Source organism: Streptomyces sp. NPDC096339, assembly GCF_044762985.1.
In the GTDB taxonomy this organism is placed as follows: Bacteria; Actinomycetota; Actinomycetes; order Streptomycetales; family Streptomycetaceae; genus Streptomyces.
Genome location: NZ_JBIWFI010000023.1, coordinates 24,966 through 42,657, shown reverse-complemented (window position 1 = coordinate 42,657; position 17,692 = coordinate 24,966). Strand labels below are relative to the sequence as shown.

The window sequence follows — 17,692 nt, the reverse complement described above, 5'->3', positions numbered from 1 at the left end:
GAGAAGATTCGGCCGGCGTGGCCAACTCCCGGTGCACGTCACTTGTCGGCCCGGAGAACAGCGAGGGCCCCCGGCACGACCGTGCCGGGGGCCCTCGAAGGCGCATGATCAGACGTTGAAGCCGAGCGCGCGGAGCTGCTCACGACCGTCGTCCGTGATCTTGTCCGGGCCCCACGGCGGCATCCAGACCCAGTTGATCCGGAGTTCGCTGACGATGCCGTCAGTCGCCGACTTCGCCTGGTCCTCGATGACGTCCGTCAGCGGGCAGGCCGCCGAGGTCAGGGTCATGTCGAGGGTGGCGATGTTCGCGTCGTCGATGTGGATGCCGTAGATCAGGCCCAGGTTGACGACGTCGATGCCCAGCTCGGGGTCGACCACGTCGTAGAGGGCCTCGCGGACCTCTTCCTCGGTGGCCGGCTTGGTCGACGCCTCGGGCGTCGCGTTCTCGGTCATGCCGTCTTCCTCTCCGCGTCGCCCAGAGCCTGGGCCGTCGCGTCCTTCCACGCCATCCAACTCAGCAGAGCACACTTCACGCGAGCCGGGTACTTGGAGACGCCGACGAACGCGACCGCGTCCTCCAGCACCTCCTCCATGGCCTCGTCGGGCTCGATCTTGCCCTTGGACTGCATCATCTCCAGGAACACGGCCTGGATCTTCTGCGCCTCGGCCAGCTCCTTGCCGACCAGCAGCTCGTTGAGCACGGACGCGCTGGCCTGGCTGATGGAGCAGCCGTTGCCCTCGTACGAGACATCCGTCAGCGTCTCGCCGTCGTACTTCACGCGGAGCGTGATCTCATCGCCGCACGTCGGGTTGACGTGGTGCACCTCGGCGTCACCGTCGCGCAGGCCACGCCCGTGCGGGTGCTTGTAGTGGTCCAGGATCAGTTCCTGGTACATCGAATCCAGCTTCACAGCGTCCTCGTCCTGTCAGCCGAAGAAGTTCCGTACGTGCTCCAGCCCGTCGATGAGCGCGTCGACATCGGCGGGAGAGGAGTACAGGTAGAAAGACGCTCGCGTGGTCGCCGGAATTCCGTACCGCAGGCAGACCGGGCGGGCGCAGTGGTGTCCCACGCGGACCGCGATGCCCTGCTCGTCGAGCACCTGGCCGACGTCGTGCGGGTGGATGTCGCCCAGCACGAAGGAGATCGCGGCGCCGCGGTCCTCGGCCGTGGTGGGGCCGATGATCCGCAGGTCGGGCACCTCGGCGAGCCGCTTGATCGCGTACTCGGTGATCGCGTGCTCGTGAGCTGCGATCTTGTCCATGCCGATCGCGGTCAGGTAGTCCACGGCCGCGCCGAGGCCGACGGCCTGGGCGATCGGGGGCGTACCCGCCTCGAACTTGTGGGGTGCCGGCGCGTACGTCGAGGCGTGCATCGACACGGTCTCGATCATCTCGCCGCCGCCGAGGAACGGAGGCAGGTCCTCCAGGAGCTCCTGGCGGCCCCACAGGACGCCGATGCCGGTCGGGCCGCACATCTTGTGGCCGGTGAAGGCCACGAAGTCGGCGCCGAGCGCCTGCACGTCCAGCGGCATGTGCGGAGCGGCCTGCGAGGCGTCGATCAGCACCAGCGCGCCGACGTCCTGCGCGCGCCGGACGATCGCCTCGACCGGGTTGACCGTGCCCATGATGTTGGAGACCAGCGTGAAGGAGACGATCTTCGTCTTCTCCGTGATGACCTCTTCGATGTTGGACAGGTCGAGCCGGCCGTCGTCGGTGAGGCCGAACCACTTCAGCTTCGCGCCGGTGCGCTGCGCCAGCAGCTGCCACGGAACGATGTTGGAGTGGTGCTCCATCTCGGTGATGGCGATCTCGGTGTCGCGGTCGACCCGGTAGGGCTCGTCGGCCCAGCCGAGCATGTTCGCGACCAGGTTGAGCGACTCCGAGGCGTTCTTCGTGAAGATCACCTCGTCGCGGCTCGGCGCGTTGATGAAGGCGGCGACCTTGTCGCGGGCGCCCTCGTACAGTGCCGTGGCCTCCTCGGCGAGCACGTGCACGCCGCGGTGGACGTTGGCGTTGTGCCGTTCGTAGTAGGCGTTCAGCGCGTCGAGTACCTGGCGCGGCTTCTGCGAGGTCGCAGCGTTGTCCAGGTAAACGATCTTCTTCCCGTCGTGGACCACACGATCCAGCAGGGGGAAGTCCTTGCGGATCGCCTCGATGTCGAGGAGGCCGGGCAGCTGTGTCACGCGGTCGCGCCACCCTTCACGTACTTGTCGTAGCCCTCGGCCTCCAGCTGGTCCGCCAGCTCGGCGCCACCGGACTCGGCGATGCGGCCGTTCGCGAACACGTGCACGAAGTCGGGCTTGATGTAGCGCAGGATGCGCGTGTAGTGGGTGATCAGCAGGGTGCCGACCTCACCGCTCTCGCGGACGCGGTTGACGCCCTCGGAGACGATGCGCAGGGCGTCGACGTCGAGGCCGGAGTCGGTCTCGTCGAGGATCGCGATCTTCGGCTTGAGGAGCTCCAGCTGGAGGATCTCGTGGCGCTTCTTCTCACCGCCGGAGAAGCCCTCGTTGACGTTGCGCTCGGCGAAGGCCGGGTCCATCTGGAGCTGCTCCATCGCGGACTTGACCTCCTTCACCCAGGTGCGCAGCTTCGGGGCCTCGCCGCGGATGGCGGTGGCGGAGGTGCGCAGGAAGTTGGAGACCGAGACGCCGGGGACCTCGACCGGGTACTGCATGGCGAGGAAGACGCCGGCGCGGGCGCGCTCGTCGACGGACATCTCCAGGACGTCTTCGCCGTCGAGGGTCACCGTGCCGCCGGTGATCGTGTACTTCGGGTGACCGGCCAGCGAGTACGCCAGCGTGGACTTCCCGGAGCCGTTCGGACCCATGATGGCGTGCGTCTCACCCTGCTTGACGGTGAGGTCGACGCCCTTGAGGATCTCGCGGGCGCCGTTCTCGGCCTCGACGGAGACGTGCAGGTCGTGGATTTCAAGCGTTGCCATGGATACCTCAGGACTCCTGGGTGAGGGAGACGAGCACGTCGTCCCCTTCGATCTTTACGGGGTAAACGGGTACGGGGCGCGTCGCGGGCAGACCGGAGGGCTTGCCGGTGCGCAGGTCGAAGGCCGACCCGTGCAGCCAGCACTCGATCATGCAGTCCTCGACCTCGCCCTCCGAGAGGGAGACGTTCGCGTGCGAGCAGATGTCGTTGATCGCGAACACCTCCCCGTCGGTGGAGACGATGGACATGGGCGTGCCGTCGAGTTCCACCCGCTTGGGGGTGTTCTCCTCGAGCTCGCTCAGCGCGCAGACCTTTACGAAGCTCATCAGACGGCCGCCGCCAGCTCGGCCTCGATCTTCGCGATCAGGCGCTCCTCGATGTCCGGGACACCGATCTGCTGGACGAGCTCGGCGAAGAAGCCGCGCACGACCAGACGGCGGGCCTCGTCGGCCGGGATGCCTCGGGCCTGGAGGTAGAAGAGCTGCTCGTCGTCGAAGCGACCGGTGGCGGAGGCGTGGCCGGCGCCGACGATCTCGCCGGTCTCGATCTCCAGGTTCGGCACCGAGTCGACCCGCGCGCCGTCCGTGAGGACGAGGTTGCGGTTCATCTCGTAGGTGTCGGTGCCCTCGGCGGTCTTCTCGATGAGCACGTCACCGATCCAGACGGCGTGGGCGTCCTGGCCCTGGAGCGCGCCCTTGTAGACCACGTTGGACTTGCAGTGCGGGGCGTCGTGCGTGACCAGGAGGCGGTGCTCCTGGTGCTGGCCGGCGTCCGTGAAGTACAGGCCGAGCATCTCGGCCTCGCCGCCGGGGCCCGCGTAGCTGACGCGCGGGTGCAGGCGCACCAGGTCGCCGCCGAAGGTGACGACCACGGACTTGAAGCTCGCGTCGCGGCCGATCAGGGCGTTGTGCTGCGAGGTGTGGACGGCGGTGTCGTCCCAGTCCTGGACGGACACGAAGGTCACCTTGGCGCCGTCGCCGACGAGGATGTCGACGTTGGCGGCGCGCACGCCGTCACCGGTGTGGTCGATCACGATGATCGCCTCGGCGAACGGCTTGATGTCGAAGACGGTGTGACCGAAGGTCGTGCCGCCCTCGCCGTGCAGCGCGACCCGGATGGGCTCGACGAGCACGGTCTCCTTGGGCACGGTGACGACCGTGGCCTTGGCGAACGAGGAGAAGGCCTGGGCGGAGACGCGGTCGACGGGGGTGCCGGCCTTGCCGATCCGCTCGTCGCCGCGCTCGACGGACTCGACGGTCACGCCGTCGGGCGCCTCGATCTGGGCCTTCATGGTGCCGTTGGCGACCGCGGTGCCGTCGTGCAGACCCTTGAGGCGGGCCAGCGGGGTGAACCGCCACTCCTCCTCGCGGCCGTGCGGGACCGGGAAGTCGGCCACGTCGAAGGACGGGGGCGCGCTCATCCGGGTGGCGACGGTGGACTCTGCGGCCACCGCGATCGCGCCGGCGGTGGTGGAGCCCGCCGGAATGTTCTGAGCCTCAGCCATGGCTGTCGTCTTGCTCTCTTCCTTCGTCAAAGAATGTGCTGCGGGGCGGGGCGGTCGGGACTAGCCGACCGAACCCTCCATCTGCAGCTCGATCAGCCGGTTCAGCTCCAGCGCGTACTCCATGGGCAGCTCCTTCGCGATCGGCTCGACGAAGCCGCGCACGATCATGGCCATGGCCTCGAACTCGGTGAGCCCGCGCTGCATCAGGTAGAAGAGCTGGTCGTCGGAGACCTTGGAGACGGTGGCCTCGTGGCCCATCGTGACGTCGTCCTCGCGGACGTCCACGTAGGGGTAGGTGTCCGAGCGGGAGATCGTGTCGACCAGGAGCGCGTCGCACAGCACGTTGGACTTGGACCCGGCGGCACCCTCGCCGATCTCGACGAGACCGCGGTAGGAGGTGCGGCCGCCGCCCCGGGCCACCGACTTGGAGACGATGTTCGAGGAGGTGTTCGGCGCCATGTGGACCATCTTGGAGCCGGCGTCCTGGTGCTGGCCCTCGCCGGCGAAGGCGATGGAGAGGGTCTCGCCCTTGGCGTGCTCGCCCATCAGGTAGACGGCCGGGTACTTCATGGTGACCTTGGAACCGATGTTGCCGTCGATCCACTCCATGGTCGCGCCCTCGTACGCCACGGCGCGCTTGGTGACCAGGTTGTAGACGTTGTTCGACCAGTTCTGGATGGTCGTGTAGCGGCAGCGGCCGCCCTTCTTCACGATGATCTCGACCACGGCGCTGTGCAGCGAGTCCGAGGAGTAGATCGGGGCGGTGCAGCCCTCGACGTAGTGGACGTAGGCGTCCTCGTCGACGATGATCAGCGTCCGCTCGAACTGACCCATGTTCTCCGTGTTGATGCGGAAGTAGGCCTGGAGCGGGATGTCCACGTGGACACCCTTGGGGACGTAGATGAACGAGCCGCCCGACCACACCGCGGTGTTCAGCGAGGCGAACTTGTTGTCACCGACGGGGATGACCGTGCCGAAGTACTCCTGGAAGAGCTCCGGGTGCTCCTTGAGCGCGGTGTCCGTGTCGAGGAAGATGACGCCCTGCTCCTCCAGGTCCTCGCGGATCTGGTGGTAGACGACCTCGGACTCGTACTGGGCCGCGACACCGGCGACGAGGCGCTGCTTCTCCGCCTCCGGGATGCCGAGCTTGTCGTACGTGTTCTTGATGTCCTCGGGCAGTTCCTCCCAGGAAGCGGCCTGCTTCTCGGTGGAACGCACGAAGTACTTGATGTTGTCGAAGTCGATGCCGGAAAGGTCGGAACCCCACATCGGCATGGGCTTCTTGTCGAACAGCTTGAGGCCCTTGAGGCGGAGGTTCAGCATCCACTCCGGCTCGGACTTCTTCGCCGAGATGTCGCGGACGACGTCCTCGGACAGACCCCGCTTGGCAGCGGCACCAGCCGCGTCGGAGTCGGCCCAGCCGTATTCATAGGTGCCCAGGCCATCGAGCTCAGGGTGAGCAGTCTCCGTGGTCATGCGGGGTTCCTCCCGGCCGTACTTGCAGATACTGATGTGTCGGTCTGTGCGGCGCTCGCGCTACGCGGAATGAACGTCGTGCACACTCCGTCGCCGTGGGCGATCGTGGCGAGACGCTGCACATGTGTCCCGAGCAGGCGGGAGAAGACCTCGGTCTCCGCCTCGCAGAGCTGCGGGAACTGCTCGGCGACGTGTGCGACCGGGCAGTGGTGCTGGCAGAGCTGTTCACCGCTGTGCGGACCGGGAGCGCTCTTCGCCGTAGCAGCGTACCCGTCCGCGGTCAACGCCTTGGCCAGGGCCTCCGTGCGGCCCGCCGGAGCGGCCGCGTCGACGGCTTCCCGGTAGCTCCGCGCCTGCGCCTCCATCCGGGACCGGGCGAAGGCCGCGACGGCCGCCTCGCCCTGCTCGCCTCCGCCGACGGACTGCGCGATCCAGCGCAGGGCGTCCGCGGCGAGCGTGTCGTAGGACTGGTCGAAGGCGTCCCGGCCGCAGTCGGTGAGCGCGAACACCTTGGCGGGCCGACCCCGGGTGCGCGTGCCGTACACACGCTGCTCACGGGGTTCGACCACGTCGTCGGCGACGAGCGTGTCGAGGTGGCGGCGGACGGCGGCCTGGGTGAGGCCGAGGCGCTGGGCGAGGTCGGCGACGGTGGACGGACCGTGGTCCAGGATCGAGCGCGCCACTCGGTTGCGGGTTGACCGCTCCCCGGTGGCGAGCTCCCCCTGGGGGGTCTCGATCTGCCGTTCGCCGTATTTCACAACGCCATTGTTGCGTAATTAACCGAGCCCCGACAAGCCGTGACGGAGGCCACTCCTGGTGTCATCCATCACTAAGGGTTACCTAATTTATGGACGCAGAGTTATTCGGAGGCAAACATTCCGTCTTCTCTGCGAGCCCCTCCCGTGAACCAGTAAACGGCCCCGACCAGCAGTCCTCCGCCCACGATGTTTCCCGGCACCGTGAACATCAGATTGCGGAGGAGATCACTCAAAGACGCCGATCCGTCAAGGATCGCGAGACTGAAGAGGGCCATGTTCGCAACACAGTGTTCGAATCCGACGGCGACGAACACCGCCACCGGCAGCCACAGCACGAAGATCTTCGCCGCGTCCCCCCGAGCCCGGGTGAACATCCAGACGCCCAGGCAGACGAGCATGTTGCACAGGACGGCCCGCCAGAAGAGCTGCCCTCCGCTCAGCGCGGTCTTCCCGTGGACCATCTCGGTGAGCATGGCCCGCGCGGAGGAGGTGGAGGTCACCCCGGAGGCGTGCACCATCGCGCCGAAGGCGAAGGCGCCGAGCAGGTTGCCGCCCAGGCACAGGGCCCACGAGGAGAACAGGTCCTTGATCCCCGTCCGGCCGGACAGGGCACCGACCAGCATCACCATCACGTTGCTCGTGAAGAGCTGCGCGCCCGCGAACATCACGATCGTCAGGGCGATCGGGAAGACCGCGCCCTCCAGCAGCTTCACCGCCGCCGAGCCCTGGGCCACGAACGGCGAGACCGCCACCAGCAGCAGCACCTCGCCGATGGCGATGTACGCCCCCGCGAGCACCGCCGATACGAAGAATCGCGGCGGATGCCCCAGGTCATGGGCCTTGTGCGCGGCCTGCCCCGAGGTTGCTTCGACGTTCTCAGCGATGCTGTCCACCCTTCGACGCTAGGCCCCCGGCCGCTCCCCTCCGGCGCGAAAAGGTCACCGATGAGCGGGCCCGTGACCCTCGCGCCCCCGGGACCAAGGGCCCCTTCCCTGGCTCCGTAGACTCATTGCCCATGAGCAACGACCCCGCCGTGGAGATCCGCGGACTGGTGAAGCGGTACGGCCCCAAGACAGCGGTGGACGGACTGGACCTCACCGTCCCCAGGGCCTCCGTCACCGCGGTCCTCGGTCCCAACGGCGCGGGCAAGACGACCACGGTGGAAACCTGCGAGGGCTACCGCCGTCCCGACGCCGGAACCGTCCGCGTCCTCGGTCTCGACCCGGTCGCCCAGGCCGGGGCGCTGCGCTCCCGGATCGGCGTGATGCTGCAGTCCGGAGGCGTCTACTCCGGGGCCCGCGCGGTCGAGATGCTGCGGCACATGGCCAAGCTGTACGCCGACCCGCTCGAAGTGGACCCGCTGGTGGAGCGCCTCGGCCTCGGTGGCTGCGGCCGCACCCCCTACCGCCGGCTCTCCGGCGGCCAGCAGCAGCGCCTGGCCCTGGCCATGGCCGTGGTAGGCCGCCCCGAGCTGGTCTTCCTGGACGAGCCCACGGCCGGCCTCGACCCGCAGGCCCGCCGCGCGACCTGGGACCTCGTACGGGAACTGCGCGCCGACGGGGTCACCGTCGTGCTCACCACCCACCACATGGACGAGGCCGAGCAGCTCTCGGACGAGGTCGCCATCGTCGACGCGGGCAGGGTCATCGCCCACGGCAGCCCCGAGCAGCTGTGCCGGGGCGGCGCAGAGAACACCCTGCGCTTCACCGGCCGCCCCTCCCTCGACCTCGCCTCGCTGCTGAAGGCACTGCCCGACGGCACCCAGGCCGCCGAGCTCCTCCCCGGCTCCTACCGGGTCACCGGCGACGTCGACCCGCAGCTGCTGGCCACCGTCGCCTCCTGGTGCGCGCAGCACGGCGTGATGCCGAGCAGCCTCACGGTGGAGCGGCACACCCTCGAAGACGTGTTTTTGGAGCTGACCGGCAAGGAGCTGCGTTCATGACGGCGTACGGAACCGGCACCTGCCGGGGGTCCGGGGCTTGTCCCCCGGGAAGGCACAGCCTGGAGCTGACCGGTAAGGAGCTGCGCGCATGAGCGCCGGTACGTTCACCCCCAATCCGGGGGCGGCCCCGGTCGCCCGCATGGTCCTCGCGCAAACGGCGCTGGAGACCCGGATGCTGCTGCGCAACGGGGAGCAGCTGCTGCTGACCGTGATCATCCCGGCGCTGCTGCTGACCCTCTTCTCGGCCGTCGACATCGTCGACACGGGAGCCGGGAAGTCGGTGGACTTCCTGGCCCCCGGCATCCTGGCCCTCGCCGTGATGTCCACCGCCTTCACCGGCCAGGCCATCGCCACCGGCTTCGACCGCCGTTACGGGGTCCTCAAGCGGCTCGGGGCCTCCCCGCTGCCGCGCTGGGCGCTGATGGCGGCCAAGACCCTGTCGGTGCTGGTCACCGAGGTGCTCCAGATCGCGCTGCTGACGGTGATCGCCTTCGCGCTGGGCTGGTCCCCGCACGGCGACCCGCTGTCGGTCGCCGCGCTGGTCCTGCTCGGCACCGCCGCCTTCTCGGGCCTCGGGCTGCTGATGGCCGGCACCCTCAAGGCGGAGATCACCCTGGCCGCGGCGAACCTGGTGTTCCTGCTGCTGCTGATCGGCGGCGGCGTGATCGTGCCGCTGGAGAAGTTCCCCGGCGCCGTCCAGGCCGTACTGGGGCTGCTGCCCATCTCGGCCCTGTCCGACGGTCTGCGCGAGGTGCTCCAGCACGGGGCGGCGCTGCCGTGGGGCGACGCGGCCGTGCTCGCCGCCTGGGCCGTACTCGGCCTGGGCGCCGCCGCGCGGCTCTTCCGCTGGGAATGAAACCCCTCCCCCCGCGACGGAAAAGCCGAGAGGATGGGCGCCTCCACACATGAAGCCGGGGGGCGGACATGGTGCAGCGGGAGGCCGTACTTCGGCTGGACGAACAGTGGGCACGGGTGCGCTCGGGGGCGGCGCACGCGGAGCCCGGCGAGCGCGAGCGACTGCTCGACGAGCTGATCGGGGCCCTGCGCCCGCTCACCGACGATCCGCAGTGCACCGCTCTGCTGGGGCTGCGGCTGGCCGACCGGGCCGCCCTGCGCTTCGCCGACGGGGACCGCGCGGGCGCCCTCGCCACGATCGAGGAGGGGCTGCGGAGCTCCGAGCGCGCCGCGCCGTACTCCCCCGACTTCGCCCGCTGGTACGCGCGCGGGCTGATCAACCACGGGGTGTGGCTCGCCTGGCCGCTGAGCGACGGGGCCCGGCTGCCCAGGCACCCGCTGGGGCCGACGTCCTCCGAGGGCCCGAGCGCGATGGAACGGGCCGCCGGCGAGCGCGCCCGTGACCTGACCCGCGCCGCCGTCGAGGTGTGGTCGGGCCTGGACCAGCGCGATCCGGTCAACCGGCGGGGTCTGGCCCAGGCGAAGGTGTTCCTCGGGGACCGCCTCGCGGAGCTGGGTCGCGCCGAGGAGGCGGTGGCCTGGGCGGTGAACGCGGAGGGGGACTTCCGCCGGCTGCTGCTCTCGGACACCGGCCCGGAGGAGTCCGAGGAGGCCGAGGCGGCCCTCGACCACATCGGCCGCCAGCTGGAGCTGCGCCTGCGCTTCCTGACCTTCCCCTCGCTGGTCCGGCTGCGCACGGAGGGGCTGCTGCCCGAGCGGCTGCTCCCGCAGGCCGTGGTGGCCGCCCGGATCCAGGGGGTGGCGGAGGACGAGATCGCGGCCCGGCTGGGGCTGGGCGCCGAGCAGGTGGCCACGATGCTGGAGGTCACGCCCTGGCTCGCGGTGTGGCGCGTGGAGGTCCGCGGCGCCGACGGGCTGTGGAACGCACTGGATCACCCCTGGCGCGGCTCCACGGAGGTCAGGAACAGGACGGCGCAGGACGTGGCGTCGGAGGTGCTGCACGCCTTCACGGCCTCGGCGGACTGCCCGGGGGACGGCGGCCACTGGCGCATCCTCCTGTGGTGGCACGAGGAGGGAGACCCGGCGGGGGGCCGGTTCCGACTGCTCTCCGGCCCCGACACCACCCCCTCGTGAAACTTTGCACAAGTCGGCCCATACGATAGGGGCCGTGTTGAACCCATTCGCATACATCGCCGACCGCTGGACACCGTCACCTCGGACCGTCCGGCGCGCCGCGGCCGCCGCGCTCGTCATGAGCGTGCTCATCGTCGTCACCGGCGGCGCGGTACGGCTGACCGGATCCGGTCTCGGCTGCGACACCTGGCCCAAGTGCACGGACGACAGCCTGATCGTGACGCAGGCGCAGGGCTTCCACGGTGCCATCGAGTTCGGCAACCGGATGCTGACGTACGTGCTCTGCGCGGCGGTCGGCGGGATCATCCTCGCGGCCCGCTCGGCGAAGCCCTGGCGGCACTCGCTGACGAAGCTCGGCTGGTTGCAGTTCGCCCTCGTGATGGGCAACGCGGTCCTCGGCGGCATCACCGTCCTGACGGGGCTCAACCCGTACAGCGTGGCGGGCCACTTCCTCCTCGCCACCTCGCTGATCACCGTGACCACGATCACCTGGCAGCGCACCCGTGAGGGCGACTCCGCCCCCCGGCCGCGCGTGCCGGGTCCGGTGCGCAAGCTGTCGTGGGCGATGCTCGCGGTCTCCTTCGTGCTGATCGCGGCGGGCACGGTGGTGACCGGTTCCGGACCGCACGCCGGCGACCGCAGCGAGATCAAGCGGATGCCGTTCGACTGGGCGACCACCGCCCACGTGCACGCCATCGCCGCCTGGGCGGTCTGCGGCCTGGCCCTGGCGATGTGGCTGGCGCTGCGGGTGGTCGACGCCCCCGCCGACACCCGGGCCCGCGCCCGTGACCTGCTGGTCGTGCTGCTGGCGCAGGGCGCGATCGGTTACGTGCAGTACTTCACCCAGCTGCCCGAGGTCCTGGTCGCCGCCCACATGCTCGGCTCCTGCCTGGTGTGGATCGCGGTGCTCCGGGTCGCGCTGAGCCTGCGCGAGCGGCCCGCCGAGCAGGCGGAGGTCCCCGCCCAGGGCGACCCGCAGCTCTCGGCGGTCTGAGCTCCCGGGGGGAGCCCCTACCCCCGTTCGTCCAGCCGGTACACGCGGCGGGCATTGCCCGCCGCGACCATGGCTGCCACCCGTTCGGCGTCCCGCCAGGACCAGGACCCGTCGGCGACCCAGCCGCCCAGCACCCGGCGCAGCGCCTCACGGAAGACCAGCGCGCCGACCGCGTGCAGTTCGGGGAGGCGGCCGGCGCCGCTGGAGAACATCAGCTTCCCGAACGGCGCGAGCTCCAGCAGCTCCGCCAGTACCGTCGCGGCCCCGGCGCCGGTCCGCCCGAGGGCCGGGCCGGTGTCCGCGTAGACGTGCGGGAAGGCCGCGGCCAGCCGCGCCGCGTGCCGGTGGTGCGGGTACTCCCCCAGCAGTACGAGGCGCGTGCCCAGGCCCTCGGTGGCCCGTACGAAGCCGGTCAGCGCGGCCTGCTCCCCCGCGCCCGTGCGCAGCTGGAGCGGCAGCCCGGAGGACACCGCGCTCCACAGCAGGTGCCGCAGCAGCACGGGGTCCCGTACGGGTCCGCCCTTGGTCCGCCGCTCCAGCCACCGCCCGGCCGCCCCGCGCACCTCGCCGGGCCCGGGCGGCTCGGCTGCGAGGCCCTGGCCGGCGGCGCAGGTGAAGGCGGCGGCCCCGGCGGCCGCGTGGTGGACGGCCCCGGCGAGGTTCGCGAGGAAGGCGGCCACCGTCCCGGAGGTATCGGCGGCCTGCTCGGCCAGTAACTCCAGCCGGACCGCCTCGAAGGCTTCCGCGTCCCCGGCGAGCGCCAGTTCCTTGGGCCCGGTGAGGTCCCCGGGCTCTCCGGTGTCGACCAGGTAGGCGGTGACCCCGGAGCCGCTCAGCAGCAGCCGCGCCGACTCGGCCGCGCCGAGCTCTCGGCGCCGGGCCAGGTAACGGGCGGGGGCGGCGTGCGGTTCCAGCCCGAGCAGCGGCGGGCACCAGCGGCGCACGGCGAAGCCGGTCTGGGTGTCGAAGAAGGTGGTGCCCGCGGCGGGCGTGCCCGCCGCGGGGAGCAGCTGGGCCTCGAAGGTGCCCAGGCCCAGCTCCGTCCGGAGTACTCCGTGGCAGTACTGGTCCACCAAGGGCGGCGTTTCGATCATCCGGGCATCCCGTTGCGGACGTGAGGAAGGTGCTTCCACACGTCCTAACGGGTGAGCGGGGTGTGAGGTGTTCCTCGCGCTGTTGACCGAGACGGCACCGGATCGGCGGGGGCCTGTTCAGGCGGCCGGGTTGGCGGCTCCGCCGACCTGGATGCCCGCCATGCGCGTCCACTCGTACGGGCCCGTCTTCACCCGCGCGGCGAACTCGCCGTCGAACTCCTCGTGGAGGGTCAGGCCGGCCTTCTCGGCGGCGAGCTGCGCCACGGCGAAGGACGGGGCGACGAGGTCGCCCCAGCCGCCGTCGGTGCCCACGAGCACGATGCGGGTGCCGGCCTGGCCGATGTGGGCGAGCTGGCCCTCGGCGCCGCCGTGCTCCTTGGCGAAGGCGGCGATCTGCTTGGCCAGCCTGGCCGCCTTGCGGTCCTGCTTCTTGTCCGCGGCGCCTGCGGCGTCCGCGATGTCTGCGGTGTCTCCCATGAGGGGCATGCTACCGGCGAGTAATCAGCGGAGGAAGGGATCCACGGCCACCGCCACGAACAGCAGCGACACATAGGTGATGGACCAGTGGAACAGGCGCATCTCCTTGAGCTTCGCGCCCGTCACGCCCGCCTTGGCCCGCGCGTGCAGCGCGTGCGCCTCCCACAGCCACCAGCCGCCCGCGAGCAGCGCGACCGAGGTGTAGAACCAGCCCGTGTAGCCCAGAGGGGTCAGCAGCAGCGAGACGGCGACCATCACCCAGCTGTAGAGCACGATCTGCCGCGCCACGACCTTGTTGCCCGCGACGACCGGCAGCATCGGCACGCCGACACGCGCGTAGTCGTCCTTCACCTTCATCGACAGCGGCCAGTAGTGCGGCGGCGTCCAGAAGAAGATGACGAGGAAGAGGATGACCGCGGCCCAGGAGACCTCGTTCTTGACCGCGGACCAGCCGATCAGCACCGGCATGCAGCCCGCGATGCCGCCCCAGACGATGTTCTGGGCGGTGCGCCGCTTCAGCAGCATCGTGTAGATGACCACGTAGAAGAGGAGCGCGCCGAGGGCGAGCGCCGCCGACAGCCAGTTGATCAGCAGGCCGAAGAAGAGGGTGGAGACCACGCCGAGGGTGATGCCGAAGGCCAGGCACTCACGGGGGCTGACCATGCCGGTCACCAGGGGGCGCTGCGAGGTCCGGTCCATCAGCGCGTCGATGTCGCGGTCGATGTACATGTTCAGCGCGTTGGCGCCGCCGGCGGACAGGTAGCCGCCGAAGCAGGTCGCGAGGACCAGCCACAGCGAGGGCACACCCTGCTCCGCCAGGAACATCACCGGGACTGTGGTGATCAGCAGAAGTTCGATGATCCGCGGCTTGGTCAAAGCCACGAAAGCCATGGCCCGGGCCCCGAACGGCCGGTGACCGGGGCTCGTCCCGAGCACCCCCGCTGGACGGGATTCGACGGCCGTCACACGCACCCCTGAGAGAGAAACCAGCAAGCTCCGTAAGGGCTTGCACGTACCACGCCACTGTAGACGTTGGTCTTACGTCGCCCTGCGCGGGGGTCGCGTCGTGTTGGCCCGAACGGAGGTGAACGACAGGTGACGGAGTGTGGGCACTCGAATAGCTGCACGCCGTTGCGGGGGTAGGCTCGGAATCGCGCCGGTGCACCGTTCGTCACCGGGATTCAGACATGTGGAGAGGAGCCCTGACTCACGGTGAGCACCAAGCCGACGACCACAGAGCTCGAATGGACCGAACTGGACCAGCGGGCCGTCGACACCGCCCGCGTTCTGGCCGCTGACGCGGTCCAGAAGGTCGGAAACGGGCACCCCGGTACGGCCATGAGCCTGGCCCCCGCCGCGTACACCCTTTTCCAGAAGGTCATGCGGCACGACCCGGCCGACCCCGAGTGGGTGGGCCGCGACCGTTTCGTGCTCTCCGCGGGGCACTCGTCCCTCACCCTCTACACCCAGCTGTACCTCGGCGGGTTCGGGCTGGAACTGGACGACCTCAAGGCGTTCCGCACCTGGGGCTCCAAGACCCCCGGTCACCCGGAGTACGGCCACACGGCCGGCGTCGAGACCACCACCGGCCCCCTCGGCCAGGGCATCGCCAACGCGGTGGGCATGGCCATGGCCGCCCGCTACGAGCGCGGTCTGTTCGACCCGCAGGCCGCCCCGGGCACCTCCCCGTTCGACCACATGGTCTACGCGATCGCGGGTGACGGCTGCCTCCAGGAGGGCATCTCCCACGAGGCGTCCGCCCTCGCCGGCCACCAGAAGCTCGGCAACCTGGTGCTCCTGTGGGACGACAACCACATCTCCATCGAGGGTGACACGGAGACGGCCGTCTCCGAGGACACCATGAAGCGCTACGAGGCGTACGGCTGGCACGTCCAGCGCGTCGAGCAGCAGGAGAACGGCGACCTCGACCCGAAGGCCCTGTTCGCCGCCCTCCAGGCCGCCAAGGCCGAGACCGGCCGCCCGTCCTTCATCGCGGCCCGCTCGATCATCGCCTGGCCCGCCCCGCACGCCCAGGGCACCGAGGCCTCGCACGGCTCGGCCCTCGGCGACGACGAGGTCGCCGCCACCAAGCGCGTCCTCGGCTTCGACCCGGAGCAGACCTTCGAGGTCTCCGACGAGGTCATCTCGCACACCCGCGCCCTCGGGGACCGCGGCCGCGAGGCCCGCGCCGAGTGGGAGAAGGAGTTCTCCGCCTGGCGCACCGCCCACCCGGAGCGCGCCGCCGAGTTCGACCGCGTCAACGCCAACGAGCTGCCCGCGGGCTGGGAGGACAAGCTCCCCGCCTTCGAGGCGGGCAAGGGCCTCGCGACCCGCGCCGCCTCCGGCAAGGTGCTCGAGGCGCTCGGCGCGGTCATCCCGGAGCTGTGGGGCGGCTCGGCCGACCTGGCCGGCTCCAACAACACCACCATCGACAAGAACTCCTCGTTCCTGCCGGTGGGCAACCCGCTGCCGGAGGCCGACCCGTACGGCCGCACCATCCACTTCGGCATCCGCGAGCACGCCATGGCCGCGGCCATGAACGGCATCGCCCTGCACGGCCACACCCGCATCTACGGCGGCACCTTCCTGGTGTTCTCCGACTACATGCGCAACGCCGTCCGCCTCTCCGCGCTGATGCACCTGCCGGTGACCTACGTGTGGACGCACGACTCCATCGGTCTCGGCGAGGACGGCCCGACCCACCAGCCGGTCGAGCACCTGGCCTCGCTGCGCGCCATCCCGGGCCTGAACATCGTCCGCCCGGCCGACGCGAACGAGACCGCCGTAGCCTGGCGCGAGATCCTCACCCGCCACACCAAGGTGTTCGGCAAGGGCGCCCCGCACGGTCTGGCGCTGACCCGCCAGGGCGTGCCGACCTACGAGCGCAACGAGGACGCGGCCAAGGGCGGCTACGTGCTCTTCGAGGCGGACGGCGGCGACGCCCAGGTCGTCCTCATCGGCACCGGCTCCGAGGTGCACCTGGCCGTCGAGGCCCGCGAGCAGCTCCAGGCCGAGGGCATCCCGACCCGCGTCGTCTCCATGCCGTCGGTCGAGTGGTTCGAGGAGCAGGACCAGGAGTACAAGGACAGCGTCCTGCCCTCCTCGGTGAAGGCCCGTGTCGCGGTCGAGGCGGGCATCGGCCTGACCTGGCACCGGTACGTCGGCGACGCCGGCCGCATCGTGTCGCTGGAGCACTTCGGTGCCTCCGCCGACGCGAAGGTGCTGTTCCGCGAGTTCGGCTTCACCGCCGAGGCCGTGACCGCAGCCGCCAAGGCCTCGCTCGCCGCCGCCGCGCGCTGACGCCCGTACAAGACCAGTAGGAGATGCAATTCCCATGACAGACGCACTCAAGCGCCTCTCCGACGAGGGCGTGGCGATCTGGCTGGACGACCTGTCCCGCAAGCGCATCACGTCCGGCAACCTGGCGGAGCTCATCGACCAGTCGCACGTGGTCGGTGTCACCACCAACCCGGCGATCTTCCAGAAGGCGATCAGCGGCGGCGAGGGCTACGAGCAGCAGCTCACCGACCTCGCCACCCGCAAGGTCACCGTCGACGAGGCCCTGCGCATGATCACCACGGCGGACGTCCGCGACGCCGCCGACATCCTGCGCCCGGTCTACGACCGCACCGACGGCCAGGACGGCCGCGTGTCGATCGAGGTCGACCCCCGTCTGGCCCACCAGACGGCGGCGACCATCGCCGAGGCCAAGCAGCTCGCCTGGCTGGTGGACCGCCCCAACACGCTGATCAAGATCCCGGCGACCAAGGCCGGCCTGCCGGCGATCACCGAGGTCATCGGCAAGGGCATCAGCGTCAACGTCACGCTGATCTTCTCGCTTGAGCGCTACCGCGAGGTCATGGACGCGTACCTGGCGGGTCTGGAGAAGGCCAAGGCCGCCGGCCTGGACCTCTCCCTGATCCACTCGGTCGCCTCCTTCTTCGTGTCCCGCGTGGACACCGAGATCGACAAGCGTCTGGACGCCGTCGGCACCGACGAGGCAAAGGCCCTCAAGGGCAAGGCGGCCCTCGCCAACGCCCGTCTGGCCTACGAGGCCTACGAGGAGGTCTTCTCCTCGGACCGCTGGACCGCCCTGGAGAAGCACGGCGCCAACAAGCAGCGCGCGCTGTGGGCCTCGACCGGCGTCAAGGACCCGGCGTACAAGGACACCCTGTACGTGGACGACCTGGTCGCCCCGAACACGGTGAACACCATGCCGGAGGCCACTCTGGAGGCCACCGCCGACCACGGGCAGATCACGGGTGACACCGTGCGCGGCACCTACGAGCAGGCCCGCGCCGAGCTCGACGCGGTCGCGAAGCTGGGCATCTCGTACGACGATGTCGTTCAGCTGCTGGAAGACGAGGGCGTCGAGAAGTTCGAGGCGTCCTGGAACGACCTGCTGAAGTCGACCGAGGCGGAGCTTGAGCGCCTCGCCCCCACGGAGGCCTGAAC

General features: G+C 70.1%; 18 protein-coding genes. 6 read left to right on the top strand and 12 right to left on the bottom strand.

Annotated features, from left to right (window positions below):
- Positions 1-108 precede the first annotated feature (108 nt).
- From ACIQ5Y_RS25725 to ACIQ5Y_RS25685, 9 genes are all read right to left on the bottom strand, one after another.
- A complete protein-coding gene (locus tag ACIQ5Y_RS25725) occupies positions 109-453 on the bottom strand; it encodes a metal-sulfur cluster assembly factor (protein WP_356513768.1) in 345 nt (114 codons plus the stop codon).
- Positions 450-911: a Fe-S cluster assembly sulfur transfer protein SufU gene (gene sufU / locus ACIQ5Y_RS25720; protein WP_384592050.1), complete on the bottom strand. Its 462-nt coding sequence runs from the start codon at positions 909-911 to the stop codon at positions 450-452. Before sufU ends, ACIQ5Y_RS25725 begins: the two co-directional genes overlap by 4 nt.
- Before the next feature lie 15 nt (positions 912-926).
- Complete coding sequence (locus ACIQ5Y_RS25715; RefSeq protein WP_384753262.1) at positions 927-2,183, bottom strand: cysteine desulfurase; 1,257 nt, start codon at positions 2,181-2,183, stop codon at positions 927-929.
- Positions 2,180-2,944 (bottom strand): Fe-S cluster assembly ATPase SufC, encoded by a 765-nt coding sequence (gene sufC, locus ACIQ5Y_RS25710; protein ID WP_327282841.1) that lies wholly within the window; start codon positions 2,942-2,944, stop codon positions 2,180-2,182. The genes ACIQ5Y_RS25715 and sufC overlap by 4 nt, the downstream gene beginning before the upstream one ends.
- A 7-nt stretch (positions 2,945-2,951) precedes the next feature.
- Positions 2,952-3,269 carry a bifunctional 3-phenylpropionate/cinnamic acid dioxygenase ferredoxin subunit gene (locus ACIQ5Y_RS25705; protein ID WP_403884906.1) on the bottom strand — a complete coding sequence of 106 codons (318 nt, stop codon included), beginning with the start codon at positions 3,267-3,269 and terminating at the stop codon, positions 2,952-2,954.
- Positions 3,269-4,447, bottom strand: coding sequence for a Fe-S cluster assembly protein SufD (gene sufD / locus ACIQ5Y_RS25700; protein WP_403884903.1), 1,179 nt, complete (start codon positions 4,445-4,447; stop codon positions 3,269-3,271). Before sufD ends, ACIQ5Y_RS25705 begins: the two co-directional genes overlap by 1 nt.
- Positions 4,448-4,507: 60 nt before the next feature.
- Positions 4,508-5,923: a Fe-S cluster assembly protein SufB gene (gene sufB / locus ACIQ5Y_RS25695; protein WP_007263439.1), complete on the bottom strand. Its 1,416-nt coding sequence runs from the start codon at positions 5,921-5,923 to the stop codon at positions 4,508-4,510.
- The gene (locus ACIQ5Y_RS25690; protein WP_403884900.1) at positions 5,920-6,681 is read right to left on the bottom strand and encodes a helix-turn-helix transcriptional regulator; all 762 of its coding nucleotides are present in this window, start codon (positions 6,679-6,681) and stop codon (positions 5,920-5,922) included. The genes sufB and ACIQ5Y_RS25690 overlap by 4 nt, the downstream gene beginning before the upstream one ends.
- A 101-nt stretch (positions 6,682-6,782) precedes the next feature.
- Complete coding sequence (locus ACIQ5Y_RS25685; protein WP_403884897.1) at positions 6,783-7,574, bottom strand: formate/nitrite transporter family protein; 792 nt, start codon at positions 7,572-7,574, stop codon at positions 6,783-6,785.
- 122 nt (positions 7,575-7,696) lie between these two features.
- Between ACIQ5Y_RS25685 and ACIQ5Y_RS25680 the strand changes: the two genes are divergently transcribed.
- The 4 genes from ACIQ5Y_RS25680 to ACIQ5Y_RS25665 all read left to right on the top strand — a co-directional run bounded on the left by ACIQ5Y_RS25680 (position 7,697) and on the right by ACIQ5Y_RS25665 (position 11,666).
- Complete coding sequence (locus ACIQ5Y_RS25680; protein ID WP_403884894.1) at positions 7,697-8,623, top strand: ABC transporter ATP-binding protein; 927 nt, start codon at positions 7,697-7,699, stop codon at positions 8,621-8,623.
- Between the two features lie 88 nt (positions 8,624-8,711).
- Positions 8,712-9,479 carry an ABC transporter permease gene (locus tag ACIQ5Y_RS25675; RefSeq protein WP_403884891.1) on the top strand — a complete coding sequence of 256 codons (768 nt, stop codon included), beginning with the start codon at positions 8,712-8,714 and terminating at the stop codon, positions 9,477-9,479.
- A gap of 68 nt (positions 9,480-9,547) precedes the next feature.
- Positions 9,548-10,672, top strand: a complete 1,125-nt coding sequence (locus ACIQ5Y_RS25670; protein ID WP_403884888.1) for a hypothetical protein — start codon at positions 9,548-9,550, stop codon at positions 10,670-10,672.
- Positions 10,673-10,676: 4 nt separating this feature from the next.
- On the top strand, positions 10,677-11,666 hold the full coding sequence (locus ACIQ5Y_RS25665; RefSeq protein WP_403884885.1) for a heme A synthase: 990 nt from the start codon (positions 10,677-10,679) through the stop codon (positions 11,664-11,666).
- A 17-nt stretch (positions 11,667-11,683) separates the two neighbouring features.
- Here the strand turns inward: ACIQ5Y_RS25665 and ACIQ5Y_RS25660 are convergent, their stop codons facing one another.
- From ACIQ5Y_RS25660 to ACIQ5Y_RS25650, 3 genes are all read right to left on the bottom strand, one after another.
- The gene (locus ACIQ5Y_RS25660) at positions 11,684-12,760 is read right to left on the bottom strand and encodes an amidohydrolase (protein ID WP_403884882.1); all 1,077 of its coding nucleotides are present in this window, start codon (positions 12,758-12,760) and stop codon (positions 11,684-11,686) included.
- A 117-nt stretch (positions 12,761-12,877) separates the two neighbouring features.
- Positions 12,878-13,246, bottom strand: a complete 369-nt coding sequence (locus ACIQ5Y_RS25655) for a hypothetical protein (protein ID WP_403884879.1) — start codon at positions 13,244-13,246, stop codon at positions 12,878-12,880.
- Between the two features lie 15 nt (positions 13,247-13,261).
- Positions 13,262-14,203, bottom strand: coding sequence for a heme o synthase (locus tag ACIQ5Y_RS25650; protein WP_384753289.1), 942 nt, complete (start codon positions 14,201-14,203; stop codon positions 13,262-13,264).
- A 246-nt stretch (positions 14,204-14,449) separates the two neighbouring features.
- On the opposite strand from ACIQ5Y_RS25650, the gene tkt reads away from it, so the two are divergent.
- Together tkt and tal are read left to right on the top strand one after the other, a co-directional pair.
- A complete protein-coding gene (gene tkt / locus ACIQ5Y_RS25645) occupies positions 14,450-16,537 on the top strand; it encodes a transketolase (protein ID WP_403884876.1) in 2,088 nt (695 codons plus the stop codon).
- A gap of 34 nt (positions 16,538-16,571) precedes the next feature.
- A complete protein-coding gene (gene tal, locus ACIQ5Y_RS25640; RefSeq protein WP_403884873.1) occupies positions 16,572-17,690 on the top strand; it encodes a transaldolase in 1,119 nt (372 codons plus the stop codon).
- The last annotated feature ends 2 nt before the right edge of the window (positions 17,691-17,692 follow it).